Annotated in this window: 10 protein-coding genes; 8 read left to right on the forward strand and 2 right to left on the reverse strand. The window is 55.5% G+C overall.

Annotated features, from left to right (window positions below; all coding sequences use genetic code 11):
• The first annotated feature begins 82 nt into the window (after positions 1–82).
• From bacA to E9531_RS05705, 5 genes are all read left to right on the forward strand, one after another.
• Positions 83–703 (forward strand): biofilm formation regulator BacA, encoded by a 621-nt coding sequence (bacA, locus tag E9531_RS05685; RefSeq protein ID WP_136572786.1) that lies wholly within the window; start codon positions 83–85, stop codon positions 701–703.
• An 87-nt stretch (positions 704–790) separates the two neighbouring features.
• Complete coding sequence (locus E9531_RS05690; RefSeq protein WP_136572787.1) at positions 791–1,516, forward strand: PspA/IM30 family protein; 726 nt, start codon at positions 791–793, stop codon at positions 1,514–1,516.
• A 172-nt stretch (positions 1,517–1,688) separates the two neighbouring features.
• Positions 1,689–2,324, forward strand: a complete 636-nt coding sequence (locus E9531_RS05695; RefSeq protein ID WP_136572788.1) for a ubiquinone biosynthesis protein UbiH — start codon at positions 1,689–1,691, stop codon at positions 2,322–2,324.
• Positions 2,325–2,385: 61 nt separating this feature from the next.
• The gene (locus E9531_RS05700; protein ID WP_244610002.1) at positions 2,386–4,455 is read left to right on the forward strand and encodes a flotillin family protein; all 2,070 of its coding nucleotides are present in this window, start codon (positions 2,386–2,388) and stop codon (positions 4,453–4,455) included.
• 211 nt (positions 4,456–4,666) lie between these two features.
• Positions 4,667–10,192 (forward strand): DNA repair ATPase, encoded by a 5,526-nt coding sequence (locus E9531_RS05705; RefSeq protein WP_136572789.1) that lies wholly within the window; start codon positions 4,667–4,669, stop codon positions 10,190–10,192.
• Positions 10,193–10,271: 79 nt separating this feature from the next.
• On the opposite strand, the gene E9531_RS05710 is transcribed toward E9531_RS05705, so the two are convergent.
• Positions 10,272–11,723: an alpha/beta hydrolase-fold protein gene (locus E9531_RS05710; protein WP_211343377.1), complete on the reverse strand. Its 1,452-nt coding sequence runs from the start codon at positions 11,721–11,723 to the stop codon at positions 10,272–10,274.
• Between the two features lie 179 nt (positions 11,724–11,902).
• Entirely contained in the window at positions 11,903–13,915 is a 2,013-nt protein-coding gene (locus E9531_RS05715; RefSeq protein WP_136572791.1) for a TonB-dependent receptor domain-containing protein, read from the reverse strand.
• Between the two features lie 107 nt (positions 13,916–14,022).
• On the opposite strand from E9531_RS05715, the gene E9531_RS05720 reads away from it, so the two are divergent.
• From E9531_RS05720 to E9531_RS05730, 3 genes are all read left to right on the forward strand, one after another.
• The gene (locus E9531_RS05720) at positions 14,023–15,057 is read left to right on the forward strand and encodes a helix-turn-helix transcriptional regulator (protein WP_136572792.1); all 1,035 of its coding nucleotides are present in this window, start codon (positions 14,023–14,025) and stop codon (positions 15,055–15,057) included.
• Positions 15,058–15,235: 178 nt separating this feature from the next.
• The gene (locus E9531_RS05725) at positions 15,236–15,973 is read left to right on the forward strand and encodes a cyclase family protein (RefSeq protein ID WP_136572793.1); all 738 of its coding nucleotides are present in this window, start codon (positions 15,236–15,238) and stop codon (positions 15,971–15,973) included.
• Positions 15,974–16,050: 77 nt separating this feature from the next.
• Positions 16,051–16,938 (forward strand): LysR family transcriptional regulator, encoded by an 888-nt coding sequence (locus E9531_RS05730; RefSeq protein WP_136572794.1) that lies wholly within the window; start codon positions 16,051–16,053, stop codon positions 16,936–16,938.
• Positions 16,939–16,940 lie beyond the last annotated feature (2 nt).

A 16,940-nucleotide genomic window follows, 5' to 3' on the forward strand; every position in this document is an offset into this window, starting at 1 on the left:
CATTCATTGCCCGCACAACAATTACACATGTAATGCGATTAATTGCATTGACATCACATGTAAACACAATTAAATTCATCACATGGAAAGAAAATCATCCGCCTATTACCAACGATTGCATCGCCAACGCTTGCGCGACAAAGGCCTCATCAAAAAAGAATTGTGGGTTCTGCCGGAATACACGGACGACCTGCTCGCGGTGGAAAAGCAAATGCGCCAGCCGCGTGGCGCACAACCATTCACACAGGAGGGCAGCATGAACACCAACGCACCGTGGACCATCGAGACTTTGTACCAAGCACTGCAAGGCGCCACCCTTTTCAACAGTGGCGAGGCCACACTGGAGCTACTCAATGGCACCGATGCCAGCTTACTCATCACCATGCGCGAGTATGGCGAACTACCCCTATTCTTGGCAGTCGCAGGTGGGCAAATTGTGGTGGAAGCTTACCTCTGGCCTGTCAGTTACATTCAAGACCGGGTCGCATTCAACGAACAGGTGCTGCGCGCGCAAAAGGTATTCCCACTGGCCACCGTCGGCATTGAATCTTTCGCCAATGGCGAGGCCGCCTACATTGTGTTTGGCGCCTTGAGTGCTACGTCCACACTCGCCAATGTGGTGTATGAAATCGAAACGCTGTCTGACAACGTCATTCAAATGACCGAGGCGTTTGAAAGCGCCCTGCACAACGCTGCCGCTTGAACCCCGGTAGCCGGACGAAATGGACACCACCGGACAGCATCCACTGCATGACCGTACCCACCGACTGAAACGACAAAGGAGAGCACCATGACCGTTTGGAACAAACTCATCACCGCGCTACGTGGCGGCGCTCACGAAGCAGGCGAAGCCATTGTGGACAGCCAAGCGCTGCGCATTCTCGATCAGGAAATTCGCGATGCCGACGCAGACCTGCGCAAAAGCAAGGAAGCATTGGCTGAAATCATCGCAAAAGAAAAACTGGCCCGCAGCAAACTAGACAAATCTGTGGGAAAAATCCAAGAATACGAAGGCTACGCAGTCAAAGCACTCGATGCCAATGACGAAGCCTTGGCGCTGGACGTGGCAAACAAAATCGCCATGCTCGAAAACAACCGCACAGAAGAGCAGGCCCAGGCAGAGCAATTCGCACAAAGCGCCAACCAGTTGCGCCAAGCCATTGCCCAAGCCGAGTCCCATATCAAGCGTCTCAAGCAACAAGCGGACACCGTCAAAGCCACAGAAAACGTCCAGCGCGCCCAAGCCACCGTGGCCGAGCGCTACAGCGGGGCGGAATCACGCGTGCAAACGGCCTTGGATTCACTTGAGCGCATCAAACAAAAGCAAGCTGAGCGAGGTGCACGCCTGCAAGCGGCCACCGAGCTGGCCCAAGAAGGCAGTGAGGACGCATTGGATGCGCGCTTGCGCTCAGCAGGCATTACCCCTGATACGCATAGTGCCAATGCAGTGCTCGCGCGCCTCAAAGCCAGCCGCACCGCATCCGCAGCAGACTCCTCCAAGCCCGCTGGCGAATAACATCAGCTCACCAGCGTGGCTGCTGTACTGTCAACGGTTGCAAACTGACATAAGCCTGCAACCCGTTGCCCTACAGTGCCAGTCAAGCTCTCTACAATCGCGATGAGCTCTCAAACTCCATGTTGATTTTGAGTGCGAATTCACAACAAAAAACCGTCCAAGGGAGGCCAGCATGCACCAATTCCTGAACATCATCGTGAGCTTCCCCACCGTGGTCTTCACCATTTTGCTGGCCTTTTCGCTGCTGTACTGGATGGTCGTCCTACTAGGGCTGATTGACACCGAAGTGCTCGACAGCCTTTTTTTTGATGCAGACGGCGTGGATGCAGGCGCCCTCGCTGGACTGCTCACTCGGCTCGGGCTCAATGGTGTGCCCGTTACCGTGATCATCAGCCTTATCGTGCTATTCGCATGGCTGAGCAGCTACTTTGCAACCTTGTTGCTATGGCCCTTGCTGAGCAATCAAGTGGCCCATTTGTTGTTAGGCGCTGGTATTTTTATCGCCGCCCTTTTAGCCGCTGTTGTCTTGACGGCCATCGCGTTGCGCCCAGTGCGTGCACTGCTGAAAAAAATTCCACAAGAAACACCCAAAGTGGTTTTAGGCCGTATCGGTGTAGTGCGCAGCGCCACTGTATCGGCCACACAGGGTTATGCGCTCGTGGAAGACGGTGGTGCCGGTTTGGTACTGCAAATTCGCACCGTTGACGAAACACTACCGCGTGGAACACGCGTCGTGCTGATTGAACATATCGCCGCCAACAACACTTGGCGTGTTGTGTCTGAAGAGGAGTTCACAGGCGCCGTGTGAAGCACCTGTTGAGCCCACAAATCGTTTGAATGTGTGACTATTGGATATAGGGGAAATTGCAATGAATCTGGAATGGATCTTGCCCATCGTAGTGGGTGTAGGCTTTATTGTCGCGCTCGTGTTCGCACTGCTGGTGATGTTCAAGGCGTTCTACGTCAAAGTGCCACAAGGCACTGCGCTCATCATCAACGACATGAGTTCAACGCCCAAAGTGCGTTTTACAGGCGGCATGGTCTTGCCCGTTATCCACAAAAAAGAATTCATGAAAATCTCCCTGATCACGCTGGAAATTGACCGCCGTGGCAAAGAGGGATTGATCTGCCGCGACAACATGCGCGCGGACATCACCGTTGCGTTCTACCTGCGCGTAAACGAAACCGCCGACGATGTGCTCAAAGTCGCCAAATCCATTGGGGTCGATCGCGCCTCCGACAAGAGTGCCGTCAACGAACTGTTCAATGCCAAGTTCTCAGAAGCGCTGAAAACCGTCGGAAAGCAAATCGACTTCGTCAAACTGTTTGAGAACCGCCAGGACTTCCGTGACCGCATCATCGAAGTCATTGGTGAAGACCTCAACGGCTACGCCCTCGAAGATGTAGCCATTGACTACCTGGAGCAAACGCCCAAAGTCTCTCTGGATCCCAACAACATCCTTGATGCCGAAGGCATCCGAAAAATCACCGAATTGACAGCCGCGCAAAATGTGGTGACCAACGAACTCGAACGCAACGAGGAAATGGCCATCACCAAAAAGAACGTGGAAACCAAAGAAGCCCTGCTGGCTCTGCAGCGCCAGCAAGCCGATGCCGAAGCACGCCAAAAACGTGAGATTGCCACCATCCAGGCGCGTGAAGAAGCTGAGACCAAGAAGGTGCAGGAAGAAGAGCGCCTCAAAGCCGAAAATGCCCGTATCGCCACGCAAGAGCAAGTTGATATCCGTGAAGAAAACCGCCTGCGTGAAGTGGAAGTCGCACAGCAAAACCGCCAACGCGCCGTTGTTATTGAAGTAGAAAAAGTCACCCGTGCCAAAGACCTGGAGGTTGTCTCGCGCGAACGTGAAGTGGAGCTGCAACGCATCGAAAAAGAAAAAGCGCTGGAAGTTGAGAAAGCCAATATCGCCAACGTCATTCGCGAGCGTGTGGCAGTAGAGAAAACCGTTGCGCAGGAAGAAGAGCGCATCAAAGAAGTGCGCGCCGTCTCCGAAGCCGACCGCCTCAAACAAGTCACCGTCTTGCAAGCCCAGGCCGAAGCCGAAGAGGCCTTGGTCAAGCAGGTGAAAAAAGCTGAAGCTGATGAGTCCGCATCGCGCCACAAAGCCGTTGAAATCACCGTCGTGGCACAAGCTGAATTGGAAGCAGCTACTCAACAGGCTGAAGCAAAAAAACGCTTGGCAGAAGGCATTCAGGCCGAGCGCGCCGCACCGGGTCTGGCCGATGCACGCGTGCGCGAGGTCTCTGCAGCAGCGCTGGAAAAAGAAGGACTGGCACAAGCCAAGGTCGCCGCCGAAAAACTCATTGCTGAAGCCAAAGGTCTGGAAGAACAAGGTCTGGCCGAAGCCCGCGTGATTGATGCCAAGGCCGACGCCATCGAAAAACAAGGTTTGGCTGAGGCCAAGGTTGAGGCAGAAAAACTCATTGCCGTGGCCAAAGGCACGCAAGAGCAAGGCTTGGCCCAAGCCAAAGTCACCAGCGAAGTGGGCAATGCAGAAGCGGCCATCCTGCTGGAAAAGCTCATGGCAGAAGCCAAAGGTTTGGCCGAAAAATTCGCAACACTGGGAAGCCTCAACGACACTGCACGCGGTCACGAAGAATTCCGCATGCAATTGGAGAAAAACTTCGAACGCGCCATTGCCAGCATCGACGCAAGCAAGGACATTGCCCGCGAGCAAGCCGAAGTGTTGTCGTCTGCCCTGTCTAAAGCCAACATCGACATCGTCGGTGGGGAAGGCGCATTCTTTGACAAGTTTGCCAAAGGCCTGTCAGTGGGTAAATTCATTGAAGGCGCAGCAGACAAGAGTCCCATCATCGATAGCCTGCTGCAACGCTTTACAGGCGGCAGCACCAAGCCAGAGGACATGCTCAAGGCATTGGAAAACTTCACCTCACCTCAACGCGATGACAATCGCTCTTGAGTAGTTGAGTTGCACGCAGTAAGCCAGCTCTGCTTACTGCGCTTTTTTGCGTGCGGGACGCACCAAAAGTGGCTCCCACGCGCACATGATCCATCACGGCTTCAACGTGATTCAACGAAGAAGTCGGATTCACACTAAGTGCACAGCACTTCGCTTTGATCTTTCAAGACGATGCATGCACCGCGCTATTGCCTTCAAGGAATGACCGCCCATGTCCGAGATCCGCACAGACCAAGCCAGTGAGCAAGTCGACCATGCCGTCGCCACCGGCGGTGCTTATGAAGTCCTGCAAAAACGCTTATCCGATCAAGGACAATCGCTGCGCACCATTGCAGCGCAGTTGAACAGCCAGCGCCTGGAGGAATTTGGCGCCAGCCACATGACACTGTTGGGACGTGTACGGGTGCGCACCGAGAACAATTGTGTAGGTCGGGACATCGTACAAGTCGGTGACCTGACCGTGTTTGGCTACAACGTCTTCTTGGGCATCAAGCAAGAAACGCGCATTGAAGACGTATTTTCCGTCTACCGCTTGCAAGCCACCACCGCGGATGCCGCAGACGAAGGCAGTGGCGCACAGGGTTATGACATCGTCCCCGTCGATGTGCGACAAACATTCTTGGGACACCAGAGTTTTGTGCAGGACTTTCGCGAGCTTTACACCTACTACAAAGGGGCTCGCTTACTGCAACTGGTCATCAAAGAAGGCAAGCTGTTGGCCGCATTTCAGATCGGTGAACGCCTCTCGGATGTGCGCGTATTTCGCTGGTCAATCACACCCAGCGATCAGCCTGGCAATCAAAGTGTGCAGTACATCGACAACCGGGGCGAGCGCGATATTGCACTGCCCGCACCGAACGATTTTGAATGGCTGAGCGCAGGTCGCAATGATGTCGTGCAGGGTCGCCACCCGCACATCAATATTCTCGATACGGTCTTCATCGACACGATTGGCGGCGACCTGACCATCAAGATTGAGGACAACACCAACGATGGTTTGGGTATTTGGCGCGAAGCTGTGCAAGACGCCACCCAATCGCTCGATGACGCAAAAATTGAATACGCCCAAGTCGGCAGTTTGATCCTGCTCAAAGTGCTGCCTTACCGTGAAGAGCAATGGCGTTATCTGGTCTACAACACGCTGACGCAAAAAGTACAGCGCATTGATGCCATTGGCTTGGCCTGCATCCAATTGCCAGAAGACCACGGCATCATTTTCCCCGGTGGATACTACCTGCAAAGTGGCGAACACCGCAGCTTCAGCCAAGACATGGCAGGCATGCGCTTCAAGCGCAGCTACCGTTCGCCCAACGGCGAAGATGTGATGTACATCTTCTACGAGCCAGGAAGCGGCCGCATGGCCTTGTTCACTTACAACATGATTGCGCGGGAACTGCAACCACCCATCATGGGCCACGGCTATGCACGGCTTGAAGATGGCCGCATGGTAATTTTCAGCACCGAATCCGACGAGCCCACGCGCATTCATCCGATGCAAATCTGGCGCACGCCATTTGCCACGGAAGAATTTGCTGCACGCCAACCTGCGCGCAATACACCCATGGGGCGCATCGGCAATGCCGAATTGGTACGCGGTATCTCCGAACTCTACAGCCTGGTACGGGAGATTGATGCGGAAGAAGTCTCCAGCAGCCGCTACGAGCGGCTGATCGACACCACACGTAGGCTGTTTGAGCGCTACCACTGGATGGAAGACGGCCTGCTCCCCAGCCTGCCCACAGTGCTGCGCGACATCACCGCCAGCGGGGAAGCCGTGCTCGACGAATACGAAAAAGTCGAGAGCATACGCAGCGATACCAACCGCCAGATGACAGAGACGCAAACACGCCAACGTGCACTGGTTGCAGAAATGCGCCGAGGAGATTGGAGCCAAGCACGCGATTTTGTACAGGCTCTGGGCCAGATTACCCAGCAGCGTGGCCGCTTGATGACTGTGCGCGAACTGCGCTATGTCGACACCACTGCGGTCGACGCCATGCAAGCTGAGTTAGAAGCTGCCAACGAGGAAGTTGCCGCCCGCACAGCCAGCTTTCTAGCTACAGACCATGCCCTGAAACCATATGTGGAGGGTCTCAAAGCGCTGGATGTGCAGGTACAAAAAGCCGAAACCACACCGCAAATCCAAGAACCTTTGCAAGCCATGCACGCTATGTCTGGCGAGCTCGATACGCTATCGGAATTGATGGCGGTACTGCACATTGAAGACCCGCTCCAGCGCACCCGAATCGTGGAGGCCATTTCTGAGATTTACGCAGCCCTAAACCAAAGCCGTGCCCGTGCCGAGCAACGCAAGCGTGGTATGGGAGCGGCAGAGCAAGTCGCGCAATTCGGCGCCCAATTTGCGCTGTACAACCAAAGTATTGCCAGCAGCTTGGCACTGGCCAATGACCCAGAAAAGTGCGATGAACAACTTGCACGCCTGCTGGTGCAATTGGAAGAACTGGAAAGCCAGTTCGGTGAGCACGAGCAGTTTCTGAGCGACATCATCACCAAACGCGAAGAGTTGCTAGAGACCTTCGAGAGCCATAAACAAACCCTGCTGGACGAGCGTCAACGCAGCGCACAAGCTGTGTTCGATGCTGCATTGCGCATTCTGGAGAGCCTGCCTCGCCGCACCGAGCGCATGCAGGACATGGACGCGCTCAATGCCTTCTTTGCTGGCGATGCCTTGATTGTGAAACTGCGCGAACTCGCTGAACGTTTGCGCACCCTGCACGACAGCGTGAAAGCCGATGACATCCAGTCGCGCTTGACAGGCATTCGCGATCAGGCCGTACGCGCGCTACGCGACCGCAGCGACCTATTTGAAGGCAGTGGCACTATCATCCGCCTTGGTAAACACCGCTTTTCCGTCAACACGCAAACACTCGATCTGACGCTGATGCCTCGCGGCGATCAGCTCAACCTGCACTTGGTGGGCACCGATTTCATGGAGCCTTTAAACCGCCAAGAATTGGCCGAGCTGCGCCCCTTTTGGGATGTGTCGCTAGAGTCCGAATCACCCCAGTTCTATCGCGCTGAATACCTGGCCTTGCAGATGCTTGAAGCAGCGCGCCAACCCGCCCAACTTGGCGACCACCATGCCACCGAAGCATCGCCTGTGCGCACACGGGACCAGTGGATGGCCTTGCTGCCGCAGCCCGAAGCCTTGGTGCGCGCAGTACGCGACTTTGCCGCTCCACGTTACCGCGAAGGCTATGAGCGTGGCATCCACGACCATGATGCCGCGCTGATCTTGCAAGCACTGCTGCCCCTGCAAGAGCAAGCTGGGGTATTGGCACACGATGCGCAAGCACGTGCGTTGGCCGTGCTGCTATGGAGCGAACTGCGCGCAGGCAGTGAAAACACCTTCAAAATTGCAACCCAAGCACGCCATTGGGCCGCCCGCGCCCAAAGCGCCGCCACCATGCAGCGTTTGTTGGGCAGCCTCGACGCACGCCAGGCTCTGGAACGTGAAATAGCCTATGCATTGCACACCTTTGCCAAAGGCAACCAACTCGTCTATTTCACCGATGCGCCAACCCTGCTGGAAGCACTGGCGGCGCAAGGGGCGGCGTATTTGGTTGATGAACTCGATGACCCGGCTCCACGAATCCACTTCTCCAGCTACGCCGCTGATTTACTAGCCGCGTGGCAAAATCAACTTGAAGCTGAAGGCGCCTGGAGCGAGATGCTCGCCTCGCTGCACGATGCCTCGCAACCCTTGGTGGTGCGCGTCGAGCGTGCATTGCACTGGCTCTACGCCATTGCGCGCCGCAAAGCTCCTGCCGGTCAGGCCGTGGTCACGACTTATGTCGTCGAAGCCGCCGCTCTGGCGCTGCTCAACAGCGCTGTGCAATACGACATACAACAGGTGCAGCTACGCGCCCAGGTCAGCGGCCTATTGGGCACACATCCTCGCATCCATGAAGGGGTGCTGGAATTGGGTGTGGACGATTTCTCCCGCCGTGCACATACCCACACCAGCAGCTTTGTGCCAGCACTGCGCCGCTACCAACAATTGCGGCATGACATTCTGGCCGAGCAACGCCAAAGTATGCGGCTCGAAGAATTCAAGCCACGACCGCTCTCCAGCTTTGTGCGTAACAAGCTCATCAATGATGTGTACCTCAGCGTGATTGGCGACAACCTGGCCAAGCAAATGGGCACCGTGGGCGAGAACAAGCGCACCGACTTGATGGGCCTGTTGATGATGATCTCGCCCCCCGGTTACGGCAAAACCACGCTGATGGAATACGTGGCCAACCGCTTGGGTTTGATTTTCATGAAAATCAACGGCCCCGCGCTAGGGCACGAAGTGCGCAGCATAGACCCTGCTCAAGCACCAGATGCAACCAGCCGCCAAGAGTTGGAAAAGCTCAACCTTGCACTGGAAATGGGCTCCAACGTGATGCTGTATATCGACGATATTCAGCACACGCATCCCGAGTTCTTGCAGCGCTTCATTTCACTCTCAGACGGAACCCGTCGCATAGAAGGTGTATGGCGCGGCCGCACCAAAACCTACGACATGCGCGGCAAAAAATTCTGCATAGTGATGGCCGGCAACCCCTACACGGAATCGGGCGAAGTCTTCAAAATCCCCGACATGCTGGCCAACCGCGCCGATGTGTACAACTTAGGCGATGTGCTGGGCGGTTTGGAAGACACCTTCAAGCTCAGCTACGTCGAAAACAGCCTCACCAGCAACCCCGTGCTGGCACCACTGGCTACGCGCGATTTGAAAGACTTGTACCTGCTCGTGGGCAAAGCCCAAGGCAAGGAATTTTCGAGTAACGAACTCAGCCACGACTACAGCGCCGCCGAGCTACGCGAGATAGATGCGGTGCTCGAGCGCATGCTGCAAGTGCGCGAAATCGTCTACAAAGTCAACCAACAATACATTGCCAGCGCAGGCCAGGCCGATGCCTACCGCACCGAGCCGCCATTCAAGCTACAAGGCTCTTACCGCAACATGAACAAGCTGGCAGAGAAAATCACCAGCGTGATGAATGGGCAGGAAATGCAGCAACTGCTTGACGACCACTATTTGGGCGAGTCGCAACTGCTCACTACCGGCGCAGAGGAAAACCTGCTCAAACTCGCAGAACTACGCGGACATATGAGCGATGCGCAACAAGCGCGCTGGAGCGAGATCAAGCACAACTTCATGCGCAGCCAAGCCATTGGCGGCGCTGATACCGATACCGGTGGCAAAATCGTGGCCCAGCTCATTGATTTGGTTCAGGCCACCAAACAAAGTGCGCAGCAACATGCGCAGTGGGCAGCAGAGCAAACCGATGCCCAGCGGCAACAGCCTACAGCGCCATGGGAAGAGATTCTCAACAGTCTGCAGCAATTGGCCCTGGCACAACAACAATCGGGGCAAACCACCGCACAAGCACTGCAACACGCGCTAGAGAACGCGCTGACAAGCCACGCCCCACGCGATGGCATACCTAGCGCAACCCAAGCCGATCAAACCGCCCGCTTACTGGCCGCCCGTGAATTGGGCAATTTAGTTGCCAGCGCCTTGCAACCCGTGCAAGAGCACCTAGCCAACAACCGCCGCCAGCAATTGGGTCTGCACCGCGTGCTACTGCAAATTGCTACCGCCATTCAAGAGCAGCTCGATATCCTCAGTCGTATGCAAGGCCACAACACCAACAGCGAACGTGTGCGGCACACCGAAGTGGTGGGCAAAGCGTTCGAGAGGATGGGAGAAGAGGGGCAGTAAAGCGCCCCAACATCGTTCAAAGCGCTGATGCCGAGCGCATTGCGCGCTTCATTGCGCAGCGCGTTCTCGCACCCATGATTCAAGGCGAAGGGCTTGCCGTCTCAACCAGAAAGTGGCGAAAACCACTTTCCAGTGCGTCTTGCCAGACCATGGCATCGTGCCCGCCAAGGCTTTCGTGGTAGGTAAATGGGTAACCCTTAGCACGTAACACATCGCGCAAGCGGCGGTTGTTATCAAGAATGCCAGCCTCCCCATCGACACCTGACTCAAGACGCCCAGCGTCGATATACAAGCGGATGGGTTTGCGTGGCGCGGCTGCTATTTGACGTGTGAGCCAATCATCATGGGGTTGCCCTGCATCAGGGTTGGACGGCCCAGACTCCTCCTCTTCAGGGACCCACCAATAAGAGCCCGATAGGCTCAAGACATTGCCAAAACGCTCTGGAAATCGAAAGGCCAACCATGTCGATGCCAAACCACCATAACTGACGCCACTGATGGTCCAATCCTGTGCCCGCCTTGAAGCAGCAGGGACTTGGGCTTGAATCCAAGCACCCAGTTCATGGGCCATGAATTGTGCAAATTTCTCATTGGGGGGCAATTCAGCACCGCGATCAACATTCCCAACTAGAACCGCTACTACGGATTGCTCAGGTTGCTCCGCATGCAAACGCTCAAGCGCACGCTGCACGCTCCACTGCGTCTCCCATTGCTCCCCATCCAATACCACCCACACACGTGTGGCCTGCGATGGCGGCGCATTCTTGTTTTGCACATGATTGGCAAGCGCTGGCATCTGGTAGAGCCATACATCCCGCGTATTACCGAGCACCTCACTCTTTATGCGGTGCCGACTCCACCGGCCAAGTGCTGTAACGGCACTGGCTTTTGCTGCTGGCTCAACAGTTGCACTGCGCAATGGTTTTTCTGCTTCAGGCACTTGCAATACCGACAAAGGCCGCAACGCGGCATATGCTGGCAAACGCTGAAGCGACTCAACCGGTGCTGACGGCCAGCTTGTCGGATTCAAGGGGTCAACGATGGTGTGTTCACGCATCCACGCGCGCAACGCCTGGCGATTGCCTTCTGCAGGCTGGGCGCCAGCTGCATATTGGTATGACATGCGGCTATCAGCGGGAAGCACCACGCTGTAATAGCGGATACCCGTACGCCCCAATGGGCTTAACACCTGCGTGTTGAATTGACGCACAGGGGCCAACAACCGCACTTGCAACGGCTGCTCCGCGCCAGTGATTGCCCCGTTAAACGCCTGCGCAGTGCGTTGGTTGGTGAAGACTCCATCGCGCCACAAGAAAGTGACATAAAACGATGCTGATGCGCTCGTTCCTGCCAAGAGCGCTGCACCTTGCCTGTGTGGAGCGACAGGAACCATTTCAACCAAAGGCCCTCCCCCACGTTGATGTTGTTCTTGCCAAAAGCGCTCTACACGCTGGCGTGCCAAATCAGCATCGCCGCGTTGCATAGCCGCTTGCCAATCAGCCCAAACCGCAGCCAATATCGGGCTTTTCAAGGTCGGTTCCTCCGCCGCTCGCGCCACGTCTATCGATGCATTTGACATGCTAACCACTCCCGTTTGGGCATGCGCCGACGCTGCACCAAGGCACACAATACATGCAGCCACCACTGCAATATGTGCTTTTTGAAACGCCAGCCGCTTTAACGGACGCTGTACATATGAAAGCCATGCCATCAAAAACGTGCCTCTAGGCTAAGGAAATAACGTCGCCCATCTTCAAGATAAGATAAGTCTGCATCGCGGGCGTCTTGTTTGTTCAACGCATTCAATACGCCGAACTTGATTGCCCACTGTGGAGCAATCTCCCAACCCACATTCAAATCCCAATTGCTATAGCTGCCTTTTTCCTGTTTGCTGTAGGCATTGGTCACTTGTCGTCCCGTGAATCGCCAATCGGCTCCAGCAGTCCATGGCCCGCGATGCCAGTTCATGGCAAGCGATGCACTGTGGCGTGGGCGATAGGTCAATGGCATCGCCGTCGACCCGCTGGTGTCCTCTGCTTTGGTAAAGGTGTAATTCAGTCGAAAATCGAATGCATCGCTCCACTGTGTCTTCACGCTGGCTTCTACCCCCTGCGTTTGCACGCTGGCCACGTTTTCGTAGCTCAGCACCGGCCTGCCATCAGGCAGTAAACCAACAAAGTTGGGATACGTCTGCGCTTCAACCGGGTCACGGGTACGGTTGTCGATGCTGATCATATTTTTCAAGCGCGTGCGAAACAGCGTCACATCAGCCTGAACTTTCTCCGTCAATGCCGCGCTAATACCCAGCTCCACACTGGTTCCGGTTTCTGGTTTCAGACTCTTGCTGCCCACGATGTAGCAACCTTCTGTGGCACTTCCGCAAGACACGGAGCCCCATTGAGGGCTGTTTTGCAGCAAAGTGGGGGCTCGAAATGATCGGGCTACGCCCCCCTTGACCCTCACATCAGGACTAGCACGCCAAACGACATAAGCACGGGGGCTATGGTTGACGCCAAAATGCTCATGATGGTCGATGCGGTTGCCAAGCGTCAGTTGCCAGTCGTCGCCCAAATAGATTTCATCTTCAATGAAAAGCGCTTGCTGCCCCACCGAAGCTTTACCATCACTGAGGCTTTGAGCTCCCGGCCAACCACCCAAGTTGGTACTGTCTTTGAGATTTTCATGGCGTACCTCTGCGCCAACAGTGATGCGCTGATTCCATTCAGACAACGGGATATTGAGTTTGCCATTGAGCGCATAGGTGTGCGCCGTGGCCGGGTTGGTTTGACCTGACACCACGCCAGTCTCGTTGCGGATTCGATCCGTACTCAAGGTCAGATCAGAGTCAGCAACGCCCCACCGGCCTTTGTGATTAAGGGCGACAGCTTGGCGCTTGAGCACAAAATGGTCGTGGTCTCGTCGACTGGCATCCATGTCCAAAGTAAAAGTCTGGTCCGAAACAGGCGTCCAACTCAATTGGGATCCCAAACGGCTATTGCGCATGACCGGATGCACCGGTAAGCTCTCAGTTTCACGGCTGTCTTGGTCGGCTTTGCGCAAGTCGTAACTGCCATAGACTTTGATGCCCAACTCATTGGGCTTGATTGGCCCAGCCAACGAGAAACTGCCTGCATAGGTATCACCTGCACTGCGTTTGGCTTGTTGGATCGTGTCCATACGCACATGCCCACGCCAATGGTCGCTGACCTTCTTGGTGATGATGTTGATCACACCGCCAATCGCATCCGAACCGTAAAGCGATGACATTGGCCCACGCACCACCTCAATGCGCTCAATTTCAGACACCGGCACCCAGCCCGTGTCATAGTCATTGCCACGGAAGTTGACCGAGCTGGCATTGACGCGCTTGCCATCAATCAAGATCAAGGTGTAGTCCGCACCCAGTCCGCGGATTTGTACCCTTGGCTCACCTGTACCTGAGCGGTTCAACGTCACCCCTTCTACACCGCCCAAGACCTCTGCGAGTTCTTGCACAGGCTTGCGCTGTAACTCTTGTGCTGAGATAACCGAAATACTGGCTGGAGCATCTTCCAGTAATTGCTCGGCTCCCGAGGCCGTTACCACAACGGCAGGCATTTCTTCATCACCCTGATTTTGTGCGGCAGAAACACGGCTCTCCTGTGCGTGCGACAAACCAGTCAGCAAGCACAACACGGCTAAAGCCACTGTCTTTGAACGGATGTTTAGAATATAGGATCGCATTGCGTTTCATTCTCATTATTGATTAATGGATCCGACCGATTGTAGAAACACTGCTTTGCTTGCGCGATGGCGATTCTTTGCCATTCCCCCCAAATTCTTTGCAAACCATGGCGAATTGCTCCACCCCCCCATCCAAGCAGCCACCCAAGCGCGCAACGGCAACAACTTCTGCTTTGCTGTACAGCCCTGAAATCGGGCGTTCAAACCCTGGCTTGAATACCAACTATTGGTTCTTAAGTCAACACATGCAAACCGAAGGTATGCCGTTGTTGCAAGGGCTTTTTCGTACCGTCACAGTCGCCAATGGTTTGATCTTGCATATGGTCGACGCGACCGACCTGGTCAATGGCGCAACTGAATCGGAAATCACGCCGAGTATCAAACTGGTTTTTCTGTGCGATGGCTGCTCAGAAGTGGCTTACGCCAACAACACGCTCTGCCTGGAAGCAACTGCAGAGGCCCATATTATTGCGATCGCCAAGCCAGACCGCTTTCACCGCGAGTGGCGCAACGGTCGGCGTGAACGCAAAGTCAGTCTCACCATACCCTGGCATTGGCTACACACCAACCTTGACTTCGGACCCGCTGCCTACGATGCCATCTGGACCTTTGCACAATCGCATGGAGGCCACCTGCGTTGGGCGATTCCCGCATCGCTCATGGAGCAAGCCAATGCGCTGTTTGAATCGCAATACTGGGGCGCTCATACGCGCCAATTGCAAGAACAAGCTGTGGCCACCCAGCTGAGTCTTGGCGCCTTAAGCCATATTGCCCATCAGGCATTGGCAACCGTAGCTCACCCCCCTGCACACGCCATACCGACACGCGAAGCACGCATGCTTCAGCGTATCCACCAACTGCTGCACAGCGGCCAAGCCGATGGGTTGCCATTGCCAATGATCTTGCGCAAGGCAGGCACCTCTTCAAGCAGAATCCAACAGCGCTTTCAACAAGTGCACGGCATGACGATTACCGCGTATTTACGCCGCTTACGCTTGCAAAAAGCCTACTGTGCACTACGCAGCGAAAGCATCAGCATCATGGATGCGGCTACCCTGGCGGGATACCACTCCGCAGAAAATTTTGCCACCGCCTTCAAGCGCGAGTTTGGCCTATCCCCAAGCGGGGCTGCTCGCTCATAAAAACGCCAGACTCGATCCTCCCTCGCAGTCAGGTCGATTGACTGCTATCAGCACCAAAGCGGCCCTAGCACGCTGCTAGCAGGCGGCTTGGGCGATACACTCACAATCCATACCATTCGGGCTGAATTCAGTCCAGCGTGCCACACCCTGCTCGCCCCTATCTCTGACCAAAAAAACCATGAACCTGCTGAACCTCCTGACCGAACTCAAGAAAGCCCAATGGGTGAACCTCAGCCACAGTGTTGATGCCCACATTCCGATGTTCTCGGCCTTCGCACCGCCGACCGCTGAAACCTTGTTCACAGTCGAGGAACATGGTTTTTATGCGAAGCGCTTTGGGTTCGCCACGCAAACTGGCACACACATTGATGCACCCGGCCATTTTGTAGCGGGCGCCGGGTTACTCGAGACCCTCGATCTGAAAGACATGCTGTTGCCGCTGTATGTCATCAACTGCGAAGAAGCCGTTCAACACAATGCAGACTACGAGTTGAGCGTGGCCGATATTGACGCCTTTGAGCAAGCACACGGGCGCATTGCAGCAGGTAGTTTTGTGGCATTTGCCAGTGGCTGGAGCCGCCGCTGGCCTGACAAAGCGGCTTTTGCCAATGCAGATGAGCATGGCCATGCGCACGTGCCAGGCTGGTCACTCGATGCGCTGAAATTCTTGTTTGAAGAGCGCCAAATCAAGGCTGTTGGGCATGAGACACTCGATACCGATTCTGCCGTAGCGTTTCGCAAGAACAATGCATTGATTGGCGAGTATTACGTACTCGAACACGGCTTCCAAGTCGAGGTGCTCAACAAGCTTTACGAGCTGCCAGCTACTGGCGCCTTGATCTCGATTGCCTACCCCAACTTCAAAGATGCACCAGGCTTTCCAGTGCGTGCCATCGCCATTGTTCCTGCACCATGAACATGCTCTGCGCTGCTGCTATGCAGCGCATGGTTTAGCCTGAGCTGGGCTACACTCAAGCGTGAATCTACACGCTTATGTTGCCCAATCTCGACTCCATCCAACTGTTTCTCTGCGCTGTACAAGCCAAAAGCATCTCTAAAGCCGCCGAGATCAACCACATTTCCCTATCCGCAGCCAGTCGCCGTTTATCGCTGCTGGAGCAACGCTTTGGCGTAACACTCCTGGAGCGCCGCGCTGACGGCGTTTCTCCCACAGCCGCAGGCGAGGCGATGGTGGTATACGCCGAGGGCTTACTCCAACAAGTGGAGCAAATGCGCAGCGCTTTAAGCGATTACGCGGGCGGCGCCATGGCTAAGGTGCATTTAGCGGCCAACGTCTCGGCACTGAGCCACCAGTTGCCTGAGCAGCTGGCGGCATGGTCGCGGCAGTTTCCCAACATCCGCATTGAAATATGCGAAGCGCGCAGTGCCGTGATTGTCGATTGGGTACGCCAGGGCATTGCCGATATCGGTATCGTCACCGCCACGCCCGAACCCGGACTCAAATACACCGCCTATGTGAACGACCCTTTGTGTGCCATCGTGCCTTTCCACCACCCGTGGCCACAGCCACACATCCGGTTTGAAGATTTACTGGACAACGATTTCATTGGGCTGGACAAGGATGCGGCCTCCACCCAGCAAATGGCCCGGCAAGCGCAAGCATTGGGCAGACCTTTGAACCAGTTGGTGCAGGTGCAATCGTTCGATGCCATGTGCCGCTTGGTGGCAGCAGAACAAGGCGTCGCAGTGCTGCCAACCATTGTGGCGTCAGGTTTTCGCCAACCGTCCCAATTTCGCCTGTTGGTGCTGCAAGACGATTGGGCACAACAACGCAAAATGTACCTGTGTACCCGCCACGATCCACTGCCAGCACCGGTAGCGCAGTTTCTGCACCACCTGCTCCAACCGCTGGTGGCGTGAAC

The organism is Lampropedia puyangensis (assembly GCF_004833285.1).
In the GTDB taxonomy this organism is placed as follows: domain Bacteria; phylum Pseudomonadota; class Gammaproteobacteria; order Burkholderiales; family Burkholderiaceae_C; genus Lampropedia; species Lampropedia puyangensis.

Bases quoted from the DNA above. Each gene is read 5' to 3' on its own strand.
- E9531_RS05700 (WP_244610002.1), top strand. From the start codon at position 2,386: ATGAATCTGGAATGGATCTTGCCCATCGTAGTGGGTGTAGGCTTTATT.
- E9531_RS05715 (WP_136572791.1), bottom strand. From the start codon at position 13,915: ATGCGATCCTATATTCTAAACATCCGTTCAAAGACAGTGGCTTTAGCC.
- E9531_RS05705 (WP_136572789.1), top strand. From the start codon at position 4,667: ATGTCCGAGATCCGCACAGACCAAGCCAGTGAGCAAGTCGACCATGCC.
- E9531_RS05690 (WP_136572787.1), top strand. From the start codon at position 791: ATGACCGTTTGGAACAAACTCATCACCGCGCTACGTGGCGGCGCTCAC.
- E9531_RS05695 (WP_136572788.1), top strand. From the start codon at position 1,689: ATGCACCAATTCCTGAACATCATCGTGAGCTTCCCCACCGTGGTCTTC.
- E9531_RS05730 (WP_136572794.1), top strand. From the start codon at position 16,051: ATGTTGCCCAATCTCGACTCCATCCAACTGTTTCTCTGCGCTGTACAA.
- bacA (WP_136572786.1), top strand. From the start codon at position 83: ATGGAAAGAAAATCATCCGCCTATTACCAACGATTGCATCGCCAACGC.
- E9531_RS05720 (WP_136572792.1), top strand. From the start codon at position 14,023: ATGGCGAATTGCTCCACCCCCCCATCCAAGCAGCCACCCAAGCGCGCA.
- E9531_RS05725 (WP_136572793.1), top strand. From the start codon at position 15,236: ATGAACCTGCTGAACCTCCTGACCGAACTCAAGAAAGCCCAATGGGTG.